The following is a 17,804-nucleotide window of genomic DNA, read 5'->3' as shown; positions in this document are numbered from 1 at the left end:
TGCCACCTTCCACAGGAGATTCAACTGTACGCCCACCCGGCCGCCGACCGCAAGCACCGCCCGGCCGCACGGGGACGGCGCACGCGGACCCGACGGGACGTCGGCAATCGCACCCCACCCCCGCACGGATGGCCGCCGCCTGGGGTTTCGACCCCTTTTCCCCCGCGCGCACCCGTCGGGCGATATTGTGGCTGCCGACACACCCGCGCGGCGGTGCCTCCGACGCCACCCCGGGGATGTCCGCCCGAGGTGTCCATCACCGACCTGAGACGACTGACCCCGACCCGGGGACGGCGCCCGCCGTGCCCACCGTGAGGAGCGCCCATGCCGGCACACCCCGTAGACAAGAACGGCCGCCGCGGCGACGCCGACCTGAAGGACGGCGAGCTGAAGGACGGCGAGCTGAAGGACGCCGCGGAGATCGAGCGCGACGAGGAACGCCGCGCCGCAGGCGAGGAACACCACGAGGACGACGAGCACCGCCCCGGCGGCTTCCTCGGACTGGTCGAGCGCGTGGGCAACAAGCTGCCCGACCCGTTCTGGCTCTTCGTCATCCTCTCCGCGGTCGTGCTGGTCAGCTCGTGGATCGGCCACAAGATCGGCATGCGCGCCGAGAACCCCTCCGACGGCGAGACCGTCGAGGTGACCAACCTGCTCTCCGCGGAGGGGCTGCAGAAGATGGTCTCGGAGGCCGTGGAGAACTTCATCACCTTCCCGCCGCTGGGCGTCATCCTCATCGTGATGCTCGGCATCGCCGTCGCCGAGCACTCCGGCCTGCTCGGCGCCGCCATGCGCGGGGCCGTCGGCCGGGTGCGCCACCCGATGGTGCTCACCTTCGTCGTCGCGCTGACCGCGGTGACCGGCTCGATCGCCTCCGACGCGGTCTACGTGATCATGATCCCGCTGGGCGCGGCCGCCTTCAGCGCCGTGGGCCGCTCCCCCATCGTCGGCGCGATGGTCGCCTTCGCCTCCTCCTCGGGCGGATTCAACGCCTCGCTGCTGCTGAACATCACCGACCTGCTGCTGGCCGGCATCTCGACCTCGGCGGCGAGCTTCGTCGACGAGGCCTACAAGGTCTCCCCGCTGGCGAACTACTTCTTCGTCATCCCCTCGGCGATCGTGCTCGCGCTCCTGATCACCGCCGTGACCGAGCTGTTCATCAACGACAAGGCGCGCGACCTGGTCAACCACGACCACGTCGACGACGACGCCGCCAGCTTCACCACCCCGGAGCACATCGACACCCCGGACGACGAGGGCCTCAAGCTGGCCGCCGAGGAGATCCGCGGGCTGAAGGTCACCGGCCTGTTCATCCTGGCGATGCTCGCGGCCTACTTCGCGCTGCTGTTCATCCCCGGCTCGCCGTTCCTCGGCGCGGACAACTCCGCGATGGACTCGGTGCTGATCGCCGACATCGGCGCCGTGATCGGCGTGATGTTCTTCGCGGCCGGCCTCGTCTACGGGCTGGTGACCCGCTCGATCACCTCCGGCGGCGACGTGCCGCGCTTCATGGCCAAGGGCCTGGAGACCCTGGTGCCGATGATGGTGCTCTTCTTCGCGGTCTCGCAGTTCCTGGCCTACTTCGAGTGGTCGAACCTCGGTCAGTGGACCGCCATCAAGGGCTCCGAGGCCCTGACGGCCATCGACATGCCCAAGCCGCTGCTCTTCGCGCTGTTCGTGCTCCTGGTCGCGGGCATCAACCTGCTGATCACCTCCGGCTCGGCGCAGTGGGCGCTCATGGCGCCGGTGGTGGTGCCGATGTTCATGCTCGTCGGCATCGCCCCCGAGGTCACCCAGATGCTCTACCGCATCGGCGATTCCCCGGCGAACATCATCACCCCGATGAGCCCCTACTTCGCCCTGGCCCTGATGTTCCTGCAGAAGTACTACCGCAAGGCCGGCCTGGGCACCCTGATGAGCCTCTCACTGCCCTACGCGATCACCATGATGGTCGGCTGGTTCCTGTTCTTCCTGGCCTGGTACTACACCGGCCTGCCGCTCGGCCCCGGCACCCCGATGGAGTACCCGGCCGGCTAGGCGTGGTCGCGGATCCAGTCCGCGAGCACGACCGCGTGGTTGTGCTCGCGGTCGTGGGCCGCGTACAGCAGGCTCACGTCGCCGGAACCGGCCAGCTTCAGCAGCTTCGCCACGTCTTTGCGGGCGTCGTCCTGCGTCTCGGTGTCCGTGCACGCCGCGTCGAGCTCGGCACGGTAGCGGCGGGTGAACTCCTCGAACTTCTCCGGGTCGTGGTCGAACCAGGTGCGCAGCCCCTTCGAGGGCGCGGCGGCCTTGAGCCACTCGTCGTGGCCGAGGTCCTCCTTGGCCACCCCGCGCGGCCAGATCCGGTCGACCAGGACCGTGGTGCCCGGCGCCTCGGCCGAGCCGTCGAGCAGGTCGTGGACCTTCACCACATGAACCGTCATGCCGTCATTCCCTTCACCTTGCGGCCGAGCTCGCGCGTGATCTCGCGCTCCTCGGTGCGCCGGCGGATCGCCTGGCGCTTGTCGTAGTCCTGTTTGCCTTCGGCCAGGCCGAGCTCGACCTTGACCAGGCCGTTCTTCAGGTAGAGCCGCAGCGGTACCAGCGTGCGGCGCCCGTCGCGGACCTTACCCTCGATCGAGTCGATCTCGCGGCGGTGCAGCAGCAGCTTGCGGGTGCGCCGCGGCGAGTGGTTGGTCCAGGAGCCCATGGAGTACTCGGGGATGTGCAGCTGGCGCAGCCACACCTGGCCGTCGTCGACGGTGGCGAAGGCCTCCACCAGGGAGGCCTTGCCCTCGCGCAGCGACTTGATCTCGGTGCCGACGAGCTGCACGCCGGCCTCGTACGTCTCGAGGATGTTGTAGTCGTGGCGGGCGCGCCGGTTGGTCGCGATGACCCCGGGGCCGGCCTTCGACGACTTCTTCTTTTTATTGCCCATAACGGCGTCCCAGTCTACGCGAACGGGCGCGGGGTGGACCCCGCGCCCGATTTCCGATGCCGCGTGCGCCGCACCCTCCGCTACTTGCGCACGTAGGCGCGCAGCGTGACCTGCGCGGTCAGTGCGGCGAAGAGGATGCCGACGACGGCGACGACCGGCATGACCAGCCAGATGTCGGCCGTGGTCACCGGGGCGATCAGCTGGGCCTCGTAGAGGCCGCGCAGCGCCTTGTCGATGACCAGGCCCTTGCCCAGCAGCAACCCGCCGGTGGCCAGGGCCGCGCCGATGATCGTGGCGAAGACGGCCTCGAGGACGAAGGGCGCCTGGGTGTACCAGCGCGAGGCGCCGACCATGCGCATGATGGACATCTCGTCGCGGCGGTTGTAGGCGGCGATCTGGACCATGTTGGCGATCAGGAAGATCGCCGCGACGGCCTGGATCGCGGCCAGCAGGAAGGTCGCGTTGCGCACGGCGTCGAGGTTGTCGGTGGCCCCGCGCAGGTCGTCGACCTGGTCGACGACCTCGGCGACGTGGTCCATGTCGCGGACCGGGTCGAGCGGGGTGGTGTCCAGCGGATCGGCCAGGCGCACGTGCACGGCGGCCGGCAGCGCGTCCGGGGAGGTCTCCTCCACCAGCCGCGGGTCGGACTCGCCGAAGACCTCGACGAAGCGCTGATAGGACTGCTCGCGCGAGCGGAAGGTCACCTCGTCGACGCCGTCGGCGCCCTCGAGCTCCTCGAAGACCGCACGGCAGGCCTCGCTCGAGCAGTCGGTGTCCTGCCCAGAGATCTCGTCGTCGAACTGGACCATGACCTCGACGCGGTCGAGGTAGATCTCCTTGGTGTCGGAGGTCATGCCGGTGACCAGGAAGCCGGTGGCCAGCAGGGCCAGCGAGATCGCCGTGGTGATGATCAGGGCGACGGTCATGGTGACGTTGCGGCCCAGGCCCTTGACGGCCTCGCGCAGGACGTATCCGAATTTCACGTCTGGATGCTCCTTAGTTCTCAGCCGGGCCGGTCAGTTGACCGTGCCGTAGACGCCGTGCTCGTCGTCGCGCACCAGGTCGCCGAGGTGCAGCTCGATGACGCGGCGGCGCATGTCGTTGACCGCGCGGGCGTTGTGGGTGGACATGACGACGGTGGTGCCGGTGCGGTTGATCTGCGAGAGCAGGGTCAGGATCTCGTCGGAGGTCTCCGGGTCGAGGTTGCCCGTCGGCTCGTCGGCCAGCAGCACCAGGGGGCGGTTGACGAAGGCCCTGGCGATGGCGACGCGCTGCTGCTCACCGCCGGAGAGCTCGCCGGGCATGCGGGTCGACTTGGCGGCCAGGCCGACCATCTCGAGAATCTCCGGGACCGCCTTGTCGATCCGTTCGCGGCGGGTCCCGATGACCTCGAGCGCGAACTTCACGTTGTCGTAGACGTTGAGCTTGGGCAGCAGGCGGAAGTCCTGGAAGACGTAGCCGATGCGGCGGCGCAGCTGGTTGACCTGCTTGCCGCGCAGCTTGTTGACGTGGAAGTCGCCCAGGTAGATGTCGCCGGAGCTGACGTTCTCCTCGCGGATCATCAGCTGCAGGAAGGTCGACTTGCCCGAGCCGGACGGTCCGATGAGGAAGACGAACTCGCCCTTGTCGATCTCGATGGAGACGTTGTTGAGGGCGGGGCGCGTCGAGGTCGGGTACACCTTGGTGACGTTGTCGAACGTGATCACAACGACCGACTCTAGCGAACACGCCTCACAGATGTGACAGCAGTGCCCAGAATATACGTGAGTTAACAGTTGTTACATATGTTGCAACGTCATCAGTTCTCGTCGGCGGCCTGCTGCTCGGCCATGCGCCAGCGGATGCCGGCGTCCAGGAAGCCGTCGATGTCGCCGTCGAGCACCTTCTGCGGGTCGCCGACCTCGTAGTTGGTGCGCAGGTCCTTGACCATCTGGTACGGGTGCAACACGTAGGAGCGCATCTGGTTGCCCCAGGAGGCGTTGCCGCCGGCGCCCAGGGCGTCGAGCTCGGCGCGCTCCTCCTGACGCTTGCGCTCGAGCAGCTTGGCCTGCAGCACGCGCATGGCGGAGGCCTTGTTCTGGATCTGCGACTTCTCGTTCTGGCAGCTGACCACCAGGCCGGTCGGGATGTGGGTCAGGCGCACCGCCGAGTCGGTGGTGTTGACCGACTGGCCGCCCGGGCCCGAGGAGCGGTAGACGTCCACGCGGACCTCGGAGTCCGGCACGTCGATGTGGTCGGTCTGCTCGACGACGGGCAGCACCTCGACCTCGGCGAAGGAGGTCTGGCGGCGGCCCTGGTTGTCGAAGGGGCTGATGCGCACCAGGCGGTGCGCGCCCTGCTCGACGGAGAGGTGACCGTACATGTACTCGCCGTGGATGACGAAGGTCGTCGACTTGATGCCGGCCTCCTCCGCGTAGGAGATGTCATAGACGTCGACCTTGTGGCCGTGCGACTCCGCCCAGCGGGTGTACATGCGCATCAGCATCTCGGCCCAGTCCGCCGCGTCGACGCCGCCGGCGCCGGAGCGGATGTTGATCAGGGCCTCGCGCTCGTCGTACTGGCCCGACAGCATCGTCTTGACCTCGAGGGAGTCGACGGCGTCGGCGACCTGGGCCAGCTCCTCGTCGGCCGGCTCGGTGCCCTCGCCCTCCTCCTCGGCGAGCTCGTACATCACCGGCAGGTCCTCCAACCGGGAGCGCAGCTCGCGCAGCCGGCGCAACTTGGCCTGCACGCTCGAGAGCTCCGAGGTGACCTGCTGGGCGTGGTCCGGGTCGTCCCACAGGCTCGGGTCGGCGGCCTGGGCCTCGAGCTCGCGTTCCCGGGAGGACAGCTCCTCGGGGTCCATGACCTTCTCGATGGTGGTCATGCGGGACTCGAGGTCCTGCAGGGCTTGTGAGGTATCCGGTCGCATGGCGACGATCTTAGCGCCCGGGCGCCCACCGGCCCTCCCCCGCCCGGTGTACAGGCGGCACGCGCGACGGCACAATGACTGGCATGACTTCCACGTCCCCGACGAGCTCGCACGAAACCCCCTCCGACAACGGCGCCGGCCAGGCCGGCTCCCCCGCGCACTCCATGTCCGAGATGGTCGACGCCCTGGTCTCGACCTTCGCCGTCGCCCACGACGGCGACTCCGACGGGCGCCTGGCCCAGACCCTGGTCTTCAATGCGGGACGCCTGGCCTGGCGCATGCGCGAGCAGGGCGTGACCACCGAGCGAAAGACCTCGGTCTCCGACGTGGTCACCGACGCCGACCGGGCCGCCGAGCGCCTGGTCTCCGGCGTACTGGCGAAGCTGCGCCCCGAAGACGGCGTGCTCGGCGAGGAGGGCGCCAGCCGCACGGGCACCAGCGGGCGGACCTGGGTGATCGACCCGGTCGACGGCACCTACAACTTCACCTCCGGATCGGACTACTACTGCTCCGCGCTCGCCCTGGTCGAGGGACCGGCCGACGAGCCCGAGCGCCTCATCCTCGGTGCAGTGCACCGCCCGGCGATGGGCTACACCTGGTTCGGTGGCCCGGACACCGCCCCCGTGCGCGACGGAAAGCCGCTGGCGCGCCTCGAGGAGCGCCCGCTCGCCGAGCTGAGCCTGGCGACCTACATCCACCCGACCTGGCTTGCCGACGCCGCGGTGCGCGACGTCTGGCTGTCCGTGGCCGGTGCGCCGGCCACCCTGCGGATGCTGGGCGCCGGTTCCGTGGACCTGGCCGGGGTGGCCGAGGGTCGCGTGGGTGCCTGGCTACAGCACTCGGTCCCGGCCTGGGACTGGCTGCCGGGCAAGGCCCTCGTCGAGGGCGTGGGCGGGGCCGCCCGCCAGGTCGAGGCCGGCGGCGTGGTCTGGTCCGTCGCGGGCAACCGGCGCGTCGTCGATGAGATCGAGGAGCTGCTGCGCGGCGCGCGGTGACCCCGGGCACCTAGAATCGGGAGTCATGAGCAGTTACGCAGACGATCTCGCCCTGGCCCTCGAGCTTGCGGACCTGGCCGACGGCATCACCCTGGAGCGGTTCGAGGCCGCGGACCTGTCGGTGAAGTCCAAGCCCGACATGACCCCGGTCTCCGACGCCGACCTGGCCTGCGAGGAGGCGCTGCGCGAGCGGCTGACCGAGGCGCGGCCGGCCGACGCGCTGCTCGGCGAGGAGTTCGGCGGCACCCCGGAGATGACCGGCCGCCAGTGGGTGATCGACCCGATCGACGGCACGAAGAACTACGTGCGCGGCGTGCCCGTGTGGGCCACGCTCATCGCGCTGCTCGAGGACGGCGAGCCGGTCGTCGGCGTCGTCTCCGCCCCCGCGCTGGTGCGCCGCTGGTACGCCTCGGCCGGCTCCGGCGCGTGGCGCAGCGTCAACGCTGGCTCCCCGAAGCGCCTTGCGGTCTCGGGCGTCGAGTCGCTGACGGACGCCTCTCTTTCATTCTCCTCGCTCAGCGGCTGGCACGAGCGCGGCCTGCGCGAGAAGTTCGTCGCGCTGACCGACGAGGTCTGGCGCCTGCGCGGCTACGGCGACTTCTTCAGCTACTGCCTGGTCGCCGAGGGCGCGGTCGACCTCGCCGCCGAGCCGGAGGTCTCCCTGTGGGACCTCGCCGCGCTCAGCGTCGTGGTCACCGAGGCCGGCGGCACCTTCACCGCCCTCGACGGCACCGCCGGTCCGCACGGCGGCGACGCGCTGGCCTCCAACGGCCTGCTGCACCGCGACGCGCTCGACGCCCTGGGCACGGCTAGCTAGGCGCCGTTCCCTAACGGCGGTAGGCGGTGAAGCCGGCGCCGGGGCGCGAGGCGTCGGTGCGGTTGAGCGAGTCGACGGCCGGGGCGATCGGGCTGACCAGCGTCGGCATGAACAGCGGGCCCTGCAGCGGGGTGCGGCAGGAGATCTCGTAGAAGGGCAGCATCCCGCCGGTCACCGAGCCGACCACGCGGCCGTCCTGGAGCACCGGGGCGCCGGAGTCGCCAGCGCCGGCGCAGACCTGGGTGATCGCGAAGCCGGGCTGGGCGTACCAGGTCATCCCGCAGGTGTAGCCGGTGGCCACGCCCTGCTTGCACAGCTGGGTGCCCGGGCCCGCGCTCATGCCGCCGACACCGTTGACCTTGACCCCGCCGTAGTTGTCGGTCAGCTCGGCGTTCGAGCCGAGCTCGACGACGGCGTAGTCGTACTCGGGGTCCTTGGCGACCACGGTGCCGGCCGCGCCCACGCCCCGCGCGTCGGCGGAGTAGACGGGCTCGCCGACCTCGCCGCAGTGCCCGGCGGTCAGGCCGACCTTGCGGCCCTGCGCGTCGGTGCCCACCGCCGTCAGGGTGCACATCGAGTCGTCGCCGACGTAGATCGGGGTGCCCGCGCCCATCAGCGCGTGGCCGCGCTCCGCCGCGGCGACGGCCTCCGGCGGGACCGGGGCGGCGTCGAAGTAGCTGCCCGGCGCGCGGTGCAGCACCGGCCCGGAGCCGGGGAGCTTGCCGGCGAGCACCTGGTCGACCGGGTCGTTGGACCAGTGGTAGTTCGGGCCCTCGCCGTGCGGGTCCGGGATCAGCTCGTAGGCCAGGCCCGGGGCGGGCACCCCGGGGAAACCGGCGTCCGCGGCGGCGTCGGAGATACCTGCCACGGCGCCCGCCGCGGCGTCGTCAATCGCGCCGCGTGCCTGCTCGCCGGCGGCCTGCGCATCGGAGGCGGCGGCGTCAAAACCGGCGGTGGCCTGCTCGCCGGCGGCCTGCGCGTCGGCGACGGCACCGTCCACCGCGGCCGCCACGGCCGGGTCCAGGGGCGCGGTGGCAACGCCGCGCTCGGCGAGGGCGGTCCGTGCCTGCTCGACCGCGCCCGGCTGCTCCGCGGCCTGCGCGGTGGGGAGCAGGCCCCCGACGGTGATCAGGGCCGCGGTGGCGGCGGACAGGGCACGGACGGCGGGACGCATGGGCACACTCCTGGCTGAAACGGGGCTGGGTGGCCCCGGAAATTTTTCTGACTGACCTCATAGTGCCACCGCCGCGTGACGCTCCGGTGCGGTAGGTCGCGCGGCGGCGCCGGTGTGGCCGGATCGTTATCAGGCGCTCCCCCAGCCACCCCCGAAGGGGCCGGGCGAGGGCGGCGCCGCCCGGGCACTACGGGGCCAGCAGCACCGCCGGGTCCGTGCCGGTGGCCAGCGCCACCGCGAGCAGGATGCGGGCCTGACCTGCGCGGAAGAACCCGGAGGAGAGCACCCCGGCGGCGAAGAGCGTGGCCGCTCCCCCGGCGCCGCCGTAGACGCCAGCGACCGGGCCGGCGGGCACGCGGGTGGTCAGCACGACGGCCACGCCGCGCCCGACCGCGTCCGTGATGCCGGCGGCCAGATCCGTGCCGACGTTGCCGGCGCCCATGCCCTCGACCACGACGCCGCGGGCGCCGTCGGCCACGGCGGCGTCGATGAGGACACGCGGGGCGCCGGGGTAGGCGGCGACGGTGCGCACGTCGACACCGGCGAGCGGGGCCGGCGCGAGGGCCGCGGGTCGGGGCGCACCGGCCGGGGCGTTGGTGGCGAAGCCGGCGGCGGCCTCGGTGTGGCGCTTGTATGCGCCGCGGGCCGCGATCAGCTCGCCGCCGAAGCTGATGAACGCCCCGCGCGAGCGGTTGGCCGGATCGGCGGCGGCCGTGACGGCATCGGCCAGGTTGGCCGGCCCGTCCGGGTCCGGGTCGTCGAAGGGGCGCATCGCGCCGGTGAGGACGACCGGGCGGGCGTCGGCGAGGAAGGCGTCGACGGCCACGGCGGTCTCCTCCATCGAGTCGGTGCCGTGGGTGACCACCACCCCGGCGGCGTCCCCGGCCAGGGCCTCGGCCACGGCGGCGAGCACCGCGTCGGTCTCGGCCAGCGTCATCGACGAGGAGTCGAGCTCGGCGACCTGGCGCACGTCGAGTGTGACGCCGGCGGGCACGCGCTCGCGCACCGACGCGACGAGCTGGGGCCCGGAGACGGTGGGCACGAGGGCTCCGGCGGCGTCGTGGGTGCAGGCGATGGTCCCGCCGGTGGTCAGCACGACCACGCGGCGTCCGCCCGGGCCGGGCGGGGTCGCGGAATGTGTCCCGGTCATTGGTCGAGCACCTCCAGCAGCGCGTCGATGAGGTCGTGGCGCCAGCATGCCAGGTCGTGGCCGCCGTCCCAGACACGCACCCGCGCGTCCCAGCCGCGCGCCGCCATGACGTGCGCGAGGGTGTGCGTCTTGGGCAGCATCAGCCCCTCCCTGGTGCCCACGCCGAGCACCACCCGTGCGGTCTGCGGTTCGGCGGCGGTGAAGCGGGCGGCCAGCCAGTCGACGCGGTGGGCGTCGAGGTCGCGCGGGCTGCAGGCCCGACCGGGCCACCACCACACCGACGGCGACTGCGCGATCACCGCGTCGACCGCACCGGGGCGTTCGAGTAGCGCCAGCAGCGCGGAGAGCCCGCCGAGCGACTGGCCGGCGACGATGAGGGGCACGGCGGGGTCCTTGTCGGCGACCGTCGCGTCGAGCACGGCGGTGAGGAAGTCCGTGTTGCCGCGCAGCGTGCGCATGCGGGTCTCCCGGTCGCGGTGGCCGACGCCGATCACCTCGACGTCCAGGCCCGCCACGGCCAGGGCGCGCGGCAGGTCGAGGCGCAGGAACCAGTCCTCGGCGTCGAAGAGGAGCAGCCGCGCCTCGGGCCGGCTGCCCGGGTGGTGGCGGAAGAGCGGCACCCCGGCGATCTCGCCGTCGGGTTCGATTGCCGACGCCCCGGTGGTCGCCGCCGGGTGCACCGCCTCCGGGTGGTGCGTGGCCGGGGTGGACGGGACCGGACCGTCCCACTCCGGGGCCGCGGGTGCGAGCGGACCGGAGAAGACGGAATGTCCGGTGCGCACCGCGGGACGGGCACCCGGCCGACCGGCCGACGCTGCGGGCGCCACCGGCTCATACGGGATGACGGGGCCGGCGCCGTGCGGGTCGGCGAGGACCGGCGGCATTCCCTCGCCCGGGATGAGCGGCCTCGCCTCGGCGGGGTCGGTGTACTCGACGAACCCGTAGGAGGCGCGCAGCGTCGGCGCCAGCTCGAGGGTCCGGATCCACCAGCCGGTCTGACCGACCCGGCGCATCAACCCGCGCTCGAAGTCGTCCTTCTCGGTGACGCGGTTGACGCGCAGGTGGACCGCCTGCACCTCGGGGCGCGCCCGCCAGAGGAAGGTCGCCCGGCAGGTCCGCGGGTCATACAGCGGGGTGCCGCCGCGTGCGGCCCGCTCGAGCAGGTCCGCCACATCGGTCGCACCCGTCTCGGCCGCCTCGAGGACCGCGGCCTCGTCGATTCTCACGCCGGGGTCTCCTTCCGATCGCTGTGGGATCAGCCTATCTTTCCGCCGGTCCGCTCCCCAGCCCGCGAGCCGGGCACCCCGATCCTGCGGAGGTTATGCTTCGGGTATGAAAACCGCGTGGGTGTTCTGGGACTTCGGCTCGGCCGCGTTCAACGCGGTGCTGGTGACCTTCATCTTCTCGGTCTACCTGACCGACTCGGTGGGCACCCAGATCGACGCCGGGCAGACCCCGTCGTTCTACTACAGCATCGCCCTGGCCGTCGCCGGCGCGGCGATCGCGCTCGTGGCCCCGGTGATGGGCCAGCGTGCCGACGCCCACGGCACCCGCCGCCGCTCCCTGGTGGTCTGGACGCTGGTCACCATCGCCCTCATGGCCTGCCTCTTTTTGGTGCGCAACGACGCCCCGGTGTGGTTCTGGGTGGGCATCACCGTCATGGCGGTCGCCTCGATCACCTTCGAGTTCGCCGAGGTCAACTACTTCGCGATGCTCAACCAGATCGCCACCCGCGCCACCGTCGGCCGCATCTCGGGCATCGGCTGGGCACTCGGCTACGTCGGCGGGATCGTGGTGCTGCTGGTGTGCTTCGTGCTCTTCGTCTCCGGCGAGGGCGGGGTCTTCGGCCTGCCCACCGACGGCGGGCTGAACATCCGCCTGGTCGCGCTCTTCGCCGCGGCCTGGTTCCTCGCCTCCGCAGTCCCGCTGTTCCTCCTCGCCCCGAAGGCCCCGGCCACCGGCGAGAGGCTGAGCTGGGCGGGCTCCTACCGCAAGCTGTGGACGACGCTGAAGCGGCTGTGGGGCCACGAGCGCAACACCGCGTACTTCTTCATCGCCTCCGCGGTCTTCCGCGACGGCCTGGCGGGCGTGTTCACCTACGGCGCGATCCTCGCCGTCGCCGTCTACGGGCTCTCCTCCGGTGACGTGCTGATCTTCGGGGTGGCCGCCAACGTCGTGGCCGCCGCGGGCGCGGCCGCCGGCGGCTGGCTCGACGACCGGGTGGGCCCGAAGCCGGTGATCATGGGCTCGCTGCTGGCGATGATCGTCGTCGCCGCCGTGCTGCTGATCGGTGACGGCCCGACGGTCTTCTGGATCTTCGGGCTGCTGCTGTGCCTCTTCGTCGGCCCGGCGCAGTCCTCGTCGCGCGCGTTCCTGGCCAGGCTCACCGATGAGCGGCACTCCGGCGAGATCTTCGGTCTCTATGCCACGACGGGGCGTGCGGTCAGTTGGCTGGCGCCGCTGATGTTCATGGTCTTCACCGCCATCGGCGGCGACCGTCTCGGCATCGTGGGCATCGCCGTGGTGCTCGCCGCCGGCGCGCTGCTGCTCGTCCCGGTCAAGCAACCGACCCCGCACCGGGAGCCGCAGCCGGCCGGCGTCTGACCCGGCGCGCTACTCCTCCGGGCCGATGGCCTCGCCGGCCGCGCGCAGTTCCTTGCCGACGTCGCGTTGGCGCCGCGCCGCCGATTCCCCGCGGGGTGGCACGCGGATCACCGCCTCCGAGTCCAGGCCGGCCTCGAGCTCCCGGGCGCGGGCGACCTCGGCGTCGAGACTCAGGCCCACCATGAGCACGATGTTGTAGATCCACAGGGCGATGAGGAAGGCCACCACCGCGCCGACGGCGCTGAGCAGGGACATGCGGGTGAACACACGCAGGTAGGCCGTCAGCCCGACGTAGACGAGCACGCCGCCGAGCACCGCGACCACGGTGCCCACACTCAGCCAGCGGAACCGCGGGTAGCGCACGTTGGGCGTGAAGTTGTAGAGCAGCGCGACGAGCACCATGCCCAGCAGCACGGCGACGGGCAGGCGCACCCACCGCCACACCGGCATGACGGCGCCGGCCAGCCACTCGACCGCGGTCTCGAGGCCCAACGGCTCGGCGACGGGCTCGAAGACGTCACGCACGACGATCTCGTTGAGCAGCAGACTCGCCGCCAGCAGCACCGCGCCCAGGACCACCACGAAGGTCAGCGCCCACATCGCCAGCACGGTGCGCACCGGGTGGCGGCCCTCCTCGCGGCCGTAGATCGCGTTGGCGTTGCGGGCGAAGGCCCGCACGTAGGCCGAGGAGGAGAACAGGGCGACGAGGATACTGACCACGAGCACCCAGACGTGGTCGCCCGCCTGCTGGACGATCTCGAGGATGATGTCGGTCGCGGTCTCCTCGGCCTCGGGCGGGACGTAGTCGCGGATGAGCTGGGTGATCAGCCTGTTGGTGGCGGCGGTGTCGTTGGCCAGCAGCAGCGTCGCTATCGAGTAGGCACCGACGACGGTGGGCGCGAAGGTGAGCAGGGAGAAGAAGGTCAGCAGCGCGCCCTTGTCCATCATCGCGCGGGCGAAGAACTCGCGCGTCACACGGCGCAGCACCAGCTTCCAGGACTCCCCGCCGAGCCACCGGTGGCCGCGGATGATCTCCGCGTACTCCTCGTCGGTGGGGGTGTCCACCAGGTCCTCGCGGCGGAACGGCAGGATCTGCGGCCGCTTGCCGACGGCGCGTGCCACGGCGCCGTCGGCGCCGGAGCGCGAGGTCGTCATGGCTCCAGGATATGTGGTGGTCCCGCGGCCGGCGCGGGCGGCCGTCAGCGCAGCAGGTACATCAGGCCGCCGTAGGTGTTCTTCTCGAAGGTGACCATGGCGCCATTGCCGCTCTCCCGGCAGTCCGCGGCCCGCGTGGGCCGAGGACCACCACTCTCCCGATTCTTCTCGCTGCCCGACCCCTCGGCGGAGTCCGAGCCGTCGTCGGCCCCGCTATCTGCGACCGCACCTGATTGCGTCGGAACCTGATGTCAACGGCGGAGGTATAGCAGGCTCCCATTACCGAATTTGTCAAAGCCGACGAGTGCGCCGTTGCCGCCGCTGCACACTCCGCTCCCTGCGGCAGTGCCCACGGCGCATTCCATGGTGTAAGCCTCGCCGGTCGCGGGGCTCGTCGCAGTCACTGTGGTCTGTGCCGCGGGCGGAGTCACCGTCGGGTCCGGGGGTACGCCCGGATCCCAGGTGCCCGGGATCAGAGCCTGCCGGGCCACGGCCATCGCAAAGCCACACGTGGTCTGGCGGTTCGCGGCCGTGACGTCCACACCGTCGACCGTGCCGCAGAGCGTGTCCGTCGCATCGGCGGAAGCGTTGTCGGCCTGGGGCAGGTTGCCTGCGGCGCCGCCGGAGCCACCTGAGTGACCGGCGCCGCCGGAGCCGCCATGTGCCCCGGGACCGCTACCGCCCGACTGAGCATCTGCCGCCCGCGTCGGCTTCGGCCCCTTGCCGCCCTGACCGCCCTTGTCCTTGTCGGCGTCCTTCTTGTTCGTCCCCGAAGCGCCGGAGTCTGCGCCGCCGGTGCTCCCCTGCGCGCCGTCCGTCCCAGAAGCTTCCGCGCCTTCGGAGGCACTGTCGGCGGCACCGTCACCCACGGCGCCGGCGTCCTCGGAGTCACCGCCGCAGGCCACCAGACTGACCGCCAGAAGGCCCGCGGCCGCGGCCGCACCGGACTTCCTGGAGAAGTGGTTGCGCATCGTCTCGCCCTTCCGGTTATCGGTGGTCACCGCCCGACACAGTCCGGCGATCCCCGGCTGTGACCGTCCTCTCTCCCGGGGCTCACGAAAGCACGCTACCGGACCTGCCCAGCGGCACCACGCCGTCTGGGGAATACTCCCCCGACGGCACCGGGCACTCCGTCGCCTGACCCCGCCCCAGAGACAGGCGGAACCCACGGGCAGGCACGCACATCAGCCCGTCGTGCACTCCTATCCTGCGACGGCAGCCTTCACCGCCTCGACGGCGTCGTCGAGGGCCGCTCGTGCGTTGCGCCACACGCCGGTCGAGTTCACGAACGGATGGACGAGTCCACGGTGGCGCCGGCAGGTCACAGGCACCCCGGCGGCCTCGAGTTTTTCGGCGTAGGCCTCGCCCTCATCGCGCAGTGGGTCGAACCCGGCCACGGCCACATAGGCGGGGGCAACGCCCGAGACATCCTCCGCGAGCAACGGCGACACCAGAGGGTCGGCGGCAGCCTCCGCCGATCCGACGTAGTGGTTGCGGTACCACTCCATCTGTTTGCGCGTGAGGAACAGCCCGTCGGCGAATTCCCGGTGGCTGTCGGTGGAGAACTCCGCGAGGTTCGTCGCGGGCACGAAAAGCATCTGGAGCAGCGGCTGCGGCAGTCCCTCCTGCTTGAACTTGAGGCACACGGCGGCAGACAGATTGCCGCCCGCCGAGTCCCCCGCGATCACCACGCGCTGTGGATCCACGCCTGGTACCGCCTCCGTGGTCATCGCGGCGCGCAGCACGGTGGCGGCATCCTCCAGACCGGCGGGGAAGGGAGCCTCCGGGGCCAGCCGGTAATCCACGGAGATCACCGACACCCCCGCGCGGTTGCACAACCAGCGACAGGTGCTGTCGTGGGAATCCAGCGACCCCAGGACCCATCCGCCGCCGTGCAGGTACACGACGGCCGGCAGCACGCGGTCGGTGGACTCGAACCCGCGTGGCCGGTACTGGCGCACGGGAACTCCTCCGATCGTCTGTGCAACGACGCTGCCGACGTCCATCGTCTTCCCGGCTCCGAGGTAGGCCTCCTCGTCGATCATCGCGCGCCCCTCACCCACCGGCAGGTCGGCGAAGTCCTTGCCGTGGATGATCTCGAGTGCTCTCAGCGACGCCGCCACGTCCCCGTCCAACTCGTCCCCGGAGGAGTTGATCCGGGTGCCGAGGAGGCGGAGGATCGCGGGCGGCAGTGACGTCAGCGCCCAGCCCGCCCTCGCCGACGCCTTCGTCGAAAGCGAGTACCGGGGCGCGGGAACGTGCTGCGGCGCCGAAGTGGTGAGTTCGGGTTCACTAGTATCCATGAACTGGTTTTACCAAGCTGGATGCCCTCGCCGCGGCTAGTTCACCTTCCGACTCCGCGATTTCTGTGGCTCCGGCAGGAGTGCTGGTCCCGGGCCGGCGCGAGCCGCCGTCAGCGCAGCAGGTACATCAGCCCGCCGTAGGTGTTCTTCTCGAAGATGACGTTCGCACCATTTCCGCCTTTACACCCGACCGCGTTGTGCGCGGTGCCGGAGCTGCAGTCCAGGGCGTAGGTCTCGCCGGTCGCCGGGCCGGTGGCGGTGACCGTCGTGGCTCCCCACGGGCGGGTCACAGTCGGGTCCGGGGCGACACCCGGCCCCCAGGTCCCCGGGACCAGGGCCTGTTGACCGACGGCCATGGCGAACCCGCACGAGGTAGGCCCGTATGCCGTCACCTTCGCCCCGTCGACCGTGCCGCAGACTGTGTCGGTCGCGTCGGCGAAGGCGTAGTCGACCTGGGGCAGGTTGCCGGCGGCACCGCCCGACACAGTCCGGCACCGCGGCTGTGACCGTCATCGTTTTCCGGTGCTCACCGGTGAACGCTACCGGACCTGATCAACGGTGCACGGCCGTCCAGGGAAGAACCCCCACCCTCTTGTCACGCCCCTCCGTTAACGTGATTGACCCACGCCGTGGGATTCGCTACGGCGGACCGCTGCGCAGCCCGGCCGGGTCGAGGACAGGCGCATTGGTGCAGCGAGAGGACTCGACCCCGACCACCGAACCGTGAGGACGACACGATGATCCTGATGAAGGAGACCATGAGAAAGGCCTACGACGCGGCGGGAGTCGACGTCAGTGACGAGGAACTCGACCAGATATACGAACAGATGACCGAGCAGTGGGAGGACTACTGGCTGGATAACACCATCATGCTGGAGAAGCGGTGGCAGCAGGCGAACAACCGGCGGATGGTGCCGGCACTGGAGCGCAGGAAGATTCTGCTGACAGCCAGGCAGATGGCGGACGACGAGATCAAAGATCAGTGGCTCGATCCACTGACCCAGACGATCATCGAGAACGACCTGGAGGCATAGCAGCACCCGGGGCGGAACCGCTGTAGCCGCGGATCTGCCCCGGAATCAGTCCCAACTCATCGACGCAAGATTTCCTCGTCACGACAATCAGGGAGACGACATGATCACCGGAACGAACTTCCTCACCGACGGTGCCGGCTCATTCAACTTCATCACCTGGGGATTCATCGCAATCGGAGTGTTCACCCTGTTCTCGGTCATCCGTCAAGGCGCGGTGATCGGGCCGCTGTTCAGGGGAATCTCCCTGTGCATCGCCTGGCTCCCGTTAGCACTGGTGCTCTCGATCTTCGGTTTCGTGTTCGGACTGGCGGGCGACTCCTGGGAGACCAAGAACGCTGAGCGGGAGGACAGGGAGGTCCGGCTCTACGACGGCGAGACCACCCCCACCCCGGAGGACACCCCTTTCCCCACCGTGCCGATGGTCACCGGGGTCCCCGGCCAGGCCAGGTGACAAGCGAGCGAATGGGGCGGCAGCCCGGCCCCGTCCGTGTGCTCCCCCGACCTGACGACCGAACACCCCACCCCGGGCACAGACAAAGCGCCGACCACAAGCTTCTCGCTTGCGGCCGGCGCTTCAAGTGGTAGCGGGGGCAGGATTCGAACCTACGACCTCTGGGTTATGAGCCCAGCGAGCTACCGAGCTGCTCCACCCCGCGTCACGTATCCGTTCCGGATACCGTGCCTTGCGGCAACGGATACATACTTTAACCAGAACCCCGCCACAGTCCAAATCCCCTGCGCAGC

General features: G+C 70.7%; 18 protein-coding genes and 1 tRNA gene. 6 read left to right on the top strand and 13 right to left on the bottom strand.

The genetic code is table 11. The annotated features are described in order from the left end of the window. Positions 1-324 precede the first annotated feature (324 nt). On the top strand, positions 325-2,037 hold the full coding sequence (locus CFRA_RS03205; protein WP_083666799.1) for an AbgT family transporter: 1,713 nt from the start codon (positions 325-327) through the stop codon (positions 2,035-2,037). On the opposite strand, the gene CFRA_RS03200 is transcribed toward CFRA_RS03205, so the two are convergent. The 5 genes from CFRA_RS03200 to prfB form a co-directional block, all read right to left on the bottom strand. Next, on the bottom strand, positions 2,034-2,423 hold the full coding sequence (locus tag CFRA_RS03200; RefSeq protein ID WP_075663436.1) for a DUF488 domain-containing protein: 390 nt from the start codon (positions 2,421-2,423) through the stop codon (positions 2,034-2,036). The two genes, CFRA_RS03205 and CFRA_RS03200, sit on opposite strands and share 4 nt — an antisense overlap. Beyond that, complete coding sequence (gene smpB / locus CFRA_RS03195) at positions 2,420-2,917, bottom strand: SsrA-binding protein SmpB (protein WP_075663435.1); 498 nt, start codon at positions 2,915-2,917, stop codon at positions 2,420-2,422. The genes CFRA_RS03200 and smpB overlap by 4 nt, the downstream gene beginning before the upstream one ends. 80 nt (positions 2,918-2,997) lie before the next feature. After that, positions 2,998-3,900: a permease-like cell division protein FtsX gene (gene ftsX / locus CFRA_RS03190; RefSeq protein WP_075663434.1), complete on the bottom strand. Its 903-nt coding sequence runs from the start codon at positions 3,898-3,900 to the stop codon at positions 2,998-3,000. Positions 3,901-3,933: 33 nt separating this feature from the next. Continuing rightward, complete coding sequence (ftsE, locus tag CFRA_RS03185; protein WP_075663433.1) at positions 3,934-4,623, bottom strand: cell division ATP-binding protein FtsE; 690 nt, start codon at positions 4,621-4,623, stop codon at positions 3,934-3,936. A gap of 92 nt (positions 4,624-4,715) precedes the next feature. After that, positions 4,716-5,828, bottom strand: coding sequence for a peptide chain release factor 2 (prfB, locus tag CFRA_RS03180; protein ID WP_075663432.1), 1,113 nt, complete (start codon positions 5,826-5,828; stop codon positions 4,716-4,718). A gap of 164 nt (positions 5,829-5,992) precedes the next feature. On the opposite strand from prfB, the gene CFRA_RS03175 reads away from it, so the two are divergent. Together CFRA_RS03175 and hisN are read left to right on the top strand one after the other, a co-directional pair. After that, positions 5,993-6,823, top strand: a complete 831-nt coding sequence (locus CFRA_RS03175) for an inositol monophosphatase family protein (RefSeq protein WP_415684516.1) — start codon at positions 5,993-5,995, stop codon at positions 6,821-6,823. 25 nt (positions 6,824-6,848) lie between these two features. Further along, positions 6,849-7,640, top strand: a complete 792-nt coding sequence (gene hisN / locus CFRA_RS03170) for a histidinol-phosphatase (protein ID WP_075663430.1) — start codon at positions 6,849-6,851, stop codon at positions 7,638-7,640. Positions 7,641-7,650: 10 nt separating this feature from the next. Here hisN and CFRA_RS03165 read toward each other — a convergent pair whose 3' ends face one another. The 3 genes from CFRA_RS03165 to CFRA_RS03155 form a co-directional block, all read right to left on the bottom strand. After that, positions 7,651-8,814: a S1 family peptidase gene (locus CFRA_RS03165; protein WP_075663429.1), complete on the bottom strand. Its 1,164-nt coding sequence runs from the start codon at positions 8,812-8,814 to the stop codon at positions 7,651-7,653. A 187-nt stretch (positions 8,815-9,001) separates the two neighbouring features. Continuing rightward, complete coding sequence (locus CFRA_RS03160) at positions 9,002-9,964, bottom strand: asparaginase domain-containing protein (protein WP_075663428.1); 963 nt, start codon at positions 9,962-9,964, stop codon at positions 9,002-9,004. After that, the gene (locus tag CFRA_RS03155; RefSeq protein WP_075663427.1) at positions 9,961-11,190 is read right to left on the bottom strand and encodes an alpha/beta hydrolase-fold protein; all 1,230 of its coding nucleotides are present in this window, start codon (positions 11,188-11,190) and stop codon (positions 9,961-9,963) included. Before CFRA_RS03155 ends, CFRA_RS03160 begins: the two co-directional genes overlap by 4 nt. A 106-nt stretch (positions 11,191-11,296) precedes the next feature. On the opposite strand from CFRA_RS03155, the gene CFRA_RS03150 reads away from it, so the two are divergent. Further along, a complete protein-coding gene (locus CFRA_RS03150; RefSeq protein WP_075663426.1) occupies positions 11,297-12,568 on the top strand; it encodes an MFS transporter in 1,272 nt (423 codons plus the stop codon). Positions 12,569-12,577: 9 nt separating this feature from the next. Here CFRA_RS03150 and CFRA_RS03145 read toward each other — a convergent pair whose 3' ends face one another. From CFRA_RS03145 to CFRA_RS03130, 4 genes are all read right to left on the bottom strand, one after another. After that, complete coding sequence (locus CFRA_RS03145; RefSeq protein WP_075663425.1) at positions 12,578-13,723, bottom strand: YihY/virulence factor BrkB family protein; 1,146 nt, start codon at positions 13,721-13,723, stop codon at positions 12,578-12,580. A gap of 251 nt (positions 13,724-13,974) precedes the next feature. Further along, complete coding sequence (locus tag CFRA_RS03140) at positions 13,975-14,724, bottom strand: hypothetical protein (RefSeq protein ID WP_075663424.1); 750 nt, start codon at positions 14,722-14,724, stop codon at positions 13,975-13,977. Positions 14,725-14,925: 201 nt separating this feature from the next. Then, complete coding sequence (locus CFRA_RS03135) at positions 14,926-16,026, bottom strand: alpha/beta hydrolase (protein ID WP_075663423.1); 1,101 nt, start codon at positions 16,024-16,026, stop codon at positions 14,926-14,928. A 110-nt stretch (positions 16,027-16,136) separates the two neighbouring features. Next, entirely contained in the window at positions 16,137-16,511 is a 375-nt protein-coding gene (locus tag CFRA_RS03130; protein ID WP_075663422.1) for a hypothetical protein, read from the bottom strand. A 252-nt stretch (positions 16,512-16,763) separates the two neighbouring features. On the opposite strand from CFRA_RS03130, the gene CFRA_RS03125 reads away from it, so the two are divergent. Together CFRA_RS03125 and CFRA_RS03120 are read left to right on the top strand one after the other, a co-directional pair. Beyond that, positions 16,764-17,060 (top strand): hypothetical protein, encoded by a 297-nt coding sequence (locus tag CFRA_RS03125; protein ID WP_075663421.1) that lies wholly within the window; start codon positions 16,764-16,766, stop codon positions 17,058-17,060. 100 nt (positions 17,061-17,160) lie between these two features. Next, positions 17,161-17,511, top strand: a complete 351-nt coding sequence (locus tag CFRA_RS03120) for a hypothetical protein (protein WP_075663420.1) — start codon at positions 17,161-17,163, stop codon at positions 17,509-17,511. A gap of 128 nt (positions 17,512-17,639) precedes the next feature. Here CFRA_RS03120 and CFRA_RS03115 read toward each other — a convergent pair. Beyond that, positions 17,640-17,716, bottom strand: a tRNA-Met gene (locus CFRA_RS03115). Positions 17,717-17,804: the final 88 nt, after the last annotated feature.

This window comes from Corynebacterium frankenforstense DSM 45800 (genome assembly GCF_001941485.1).
Classification (GTDB): Bacteria; Actinomycetota; Actinomycetes; order Mycobacteriales; family Mycobacteriaceae; genus Corynebacterium; species Corynebacterium frankenforstense.
This window is presented reverse-complemented; position numbering and strand designations above follow the sequence as displayed.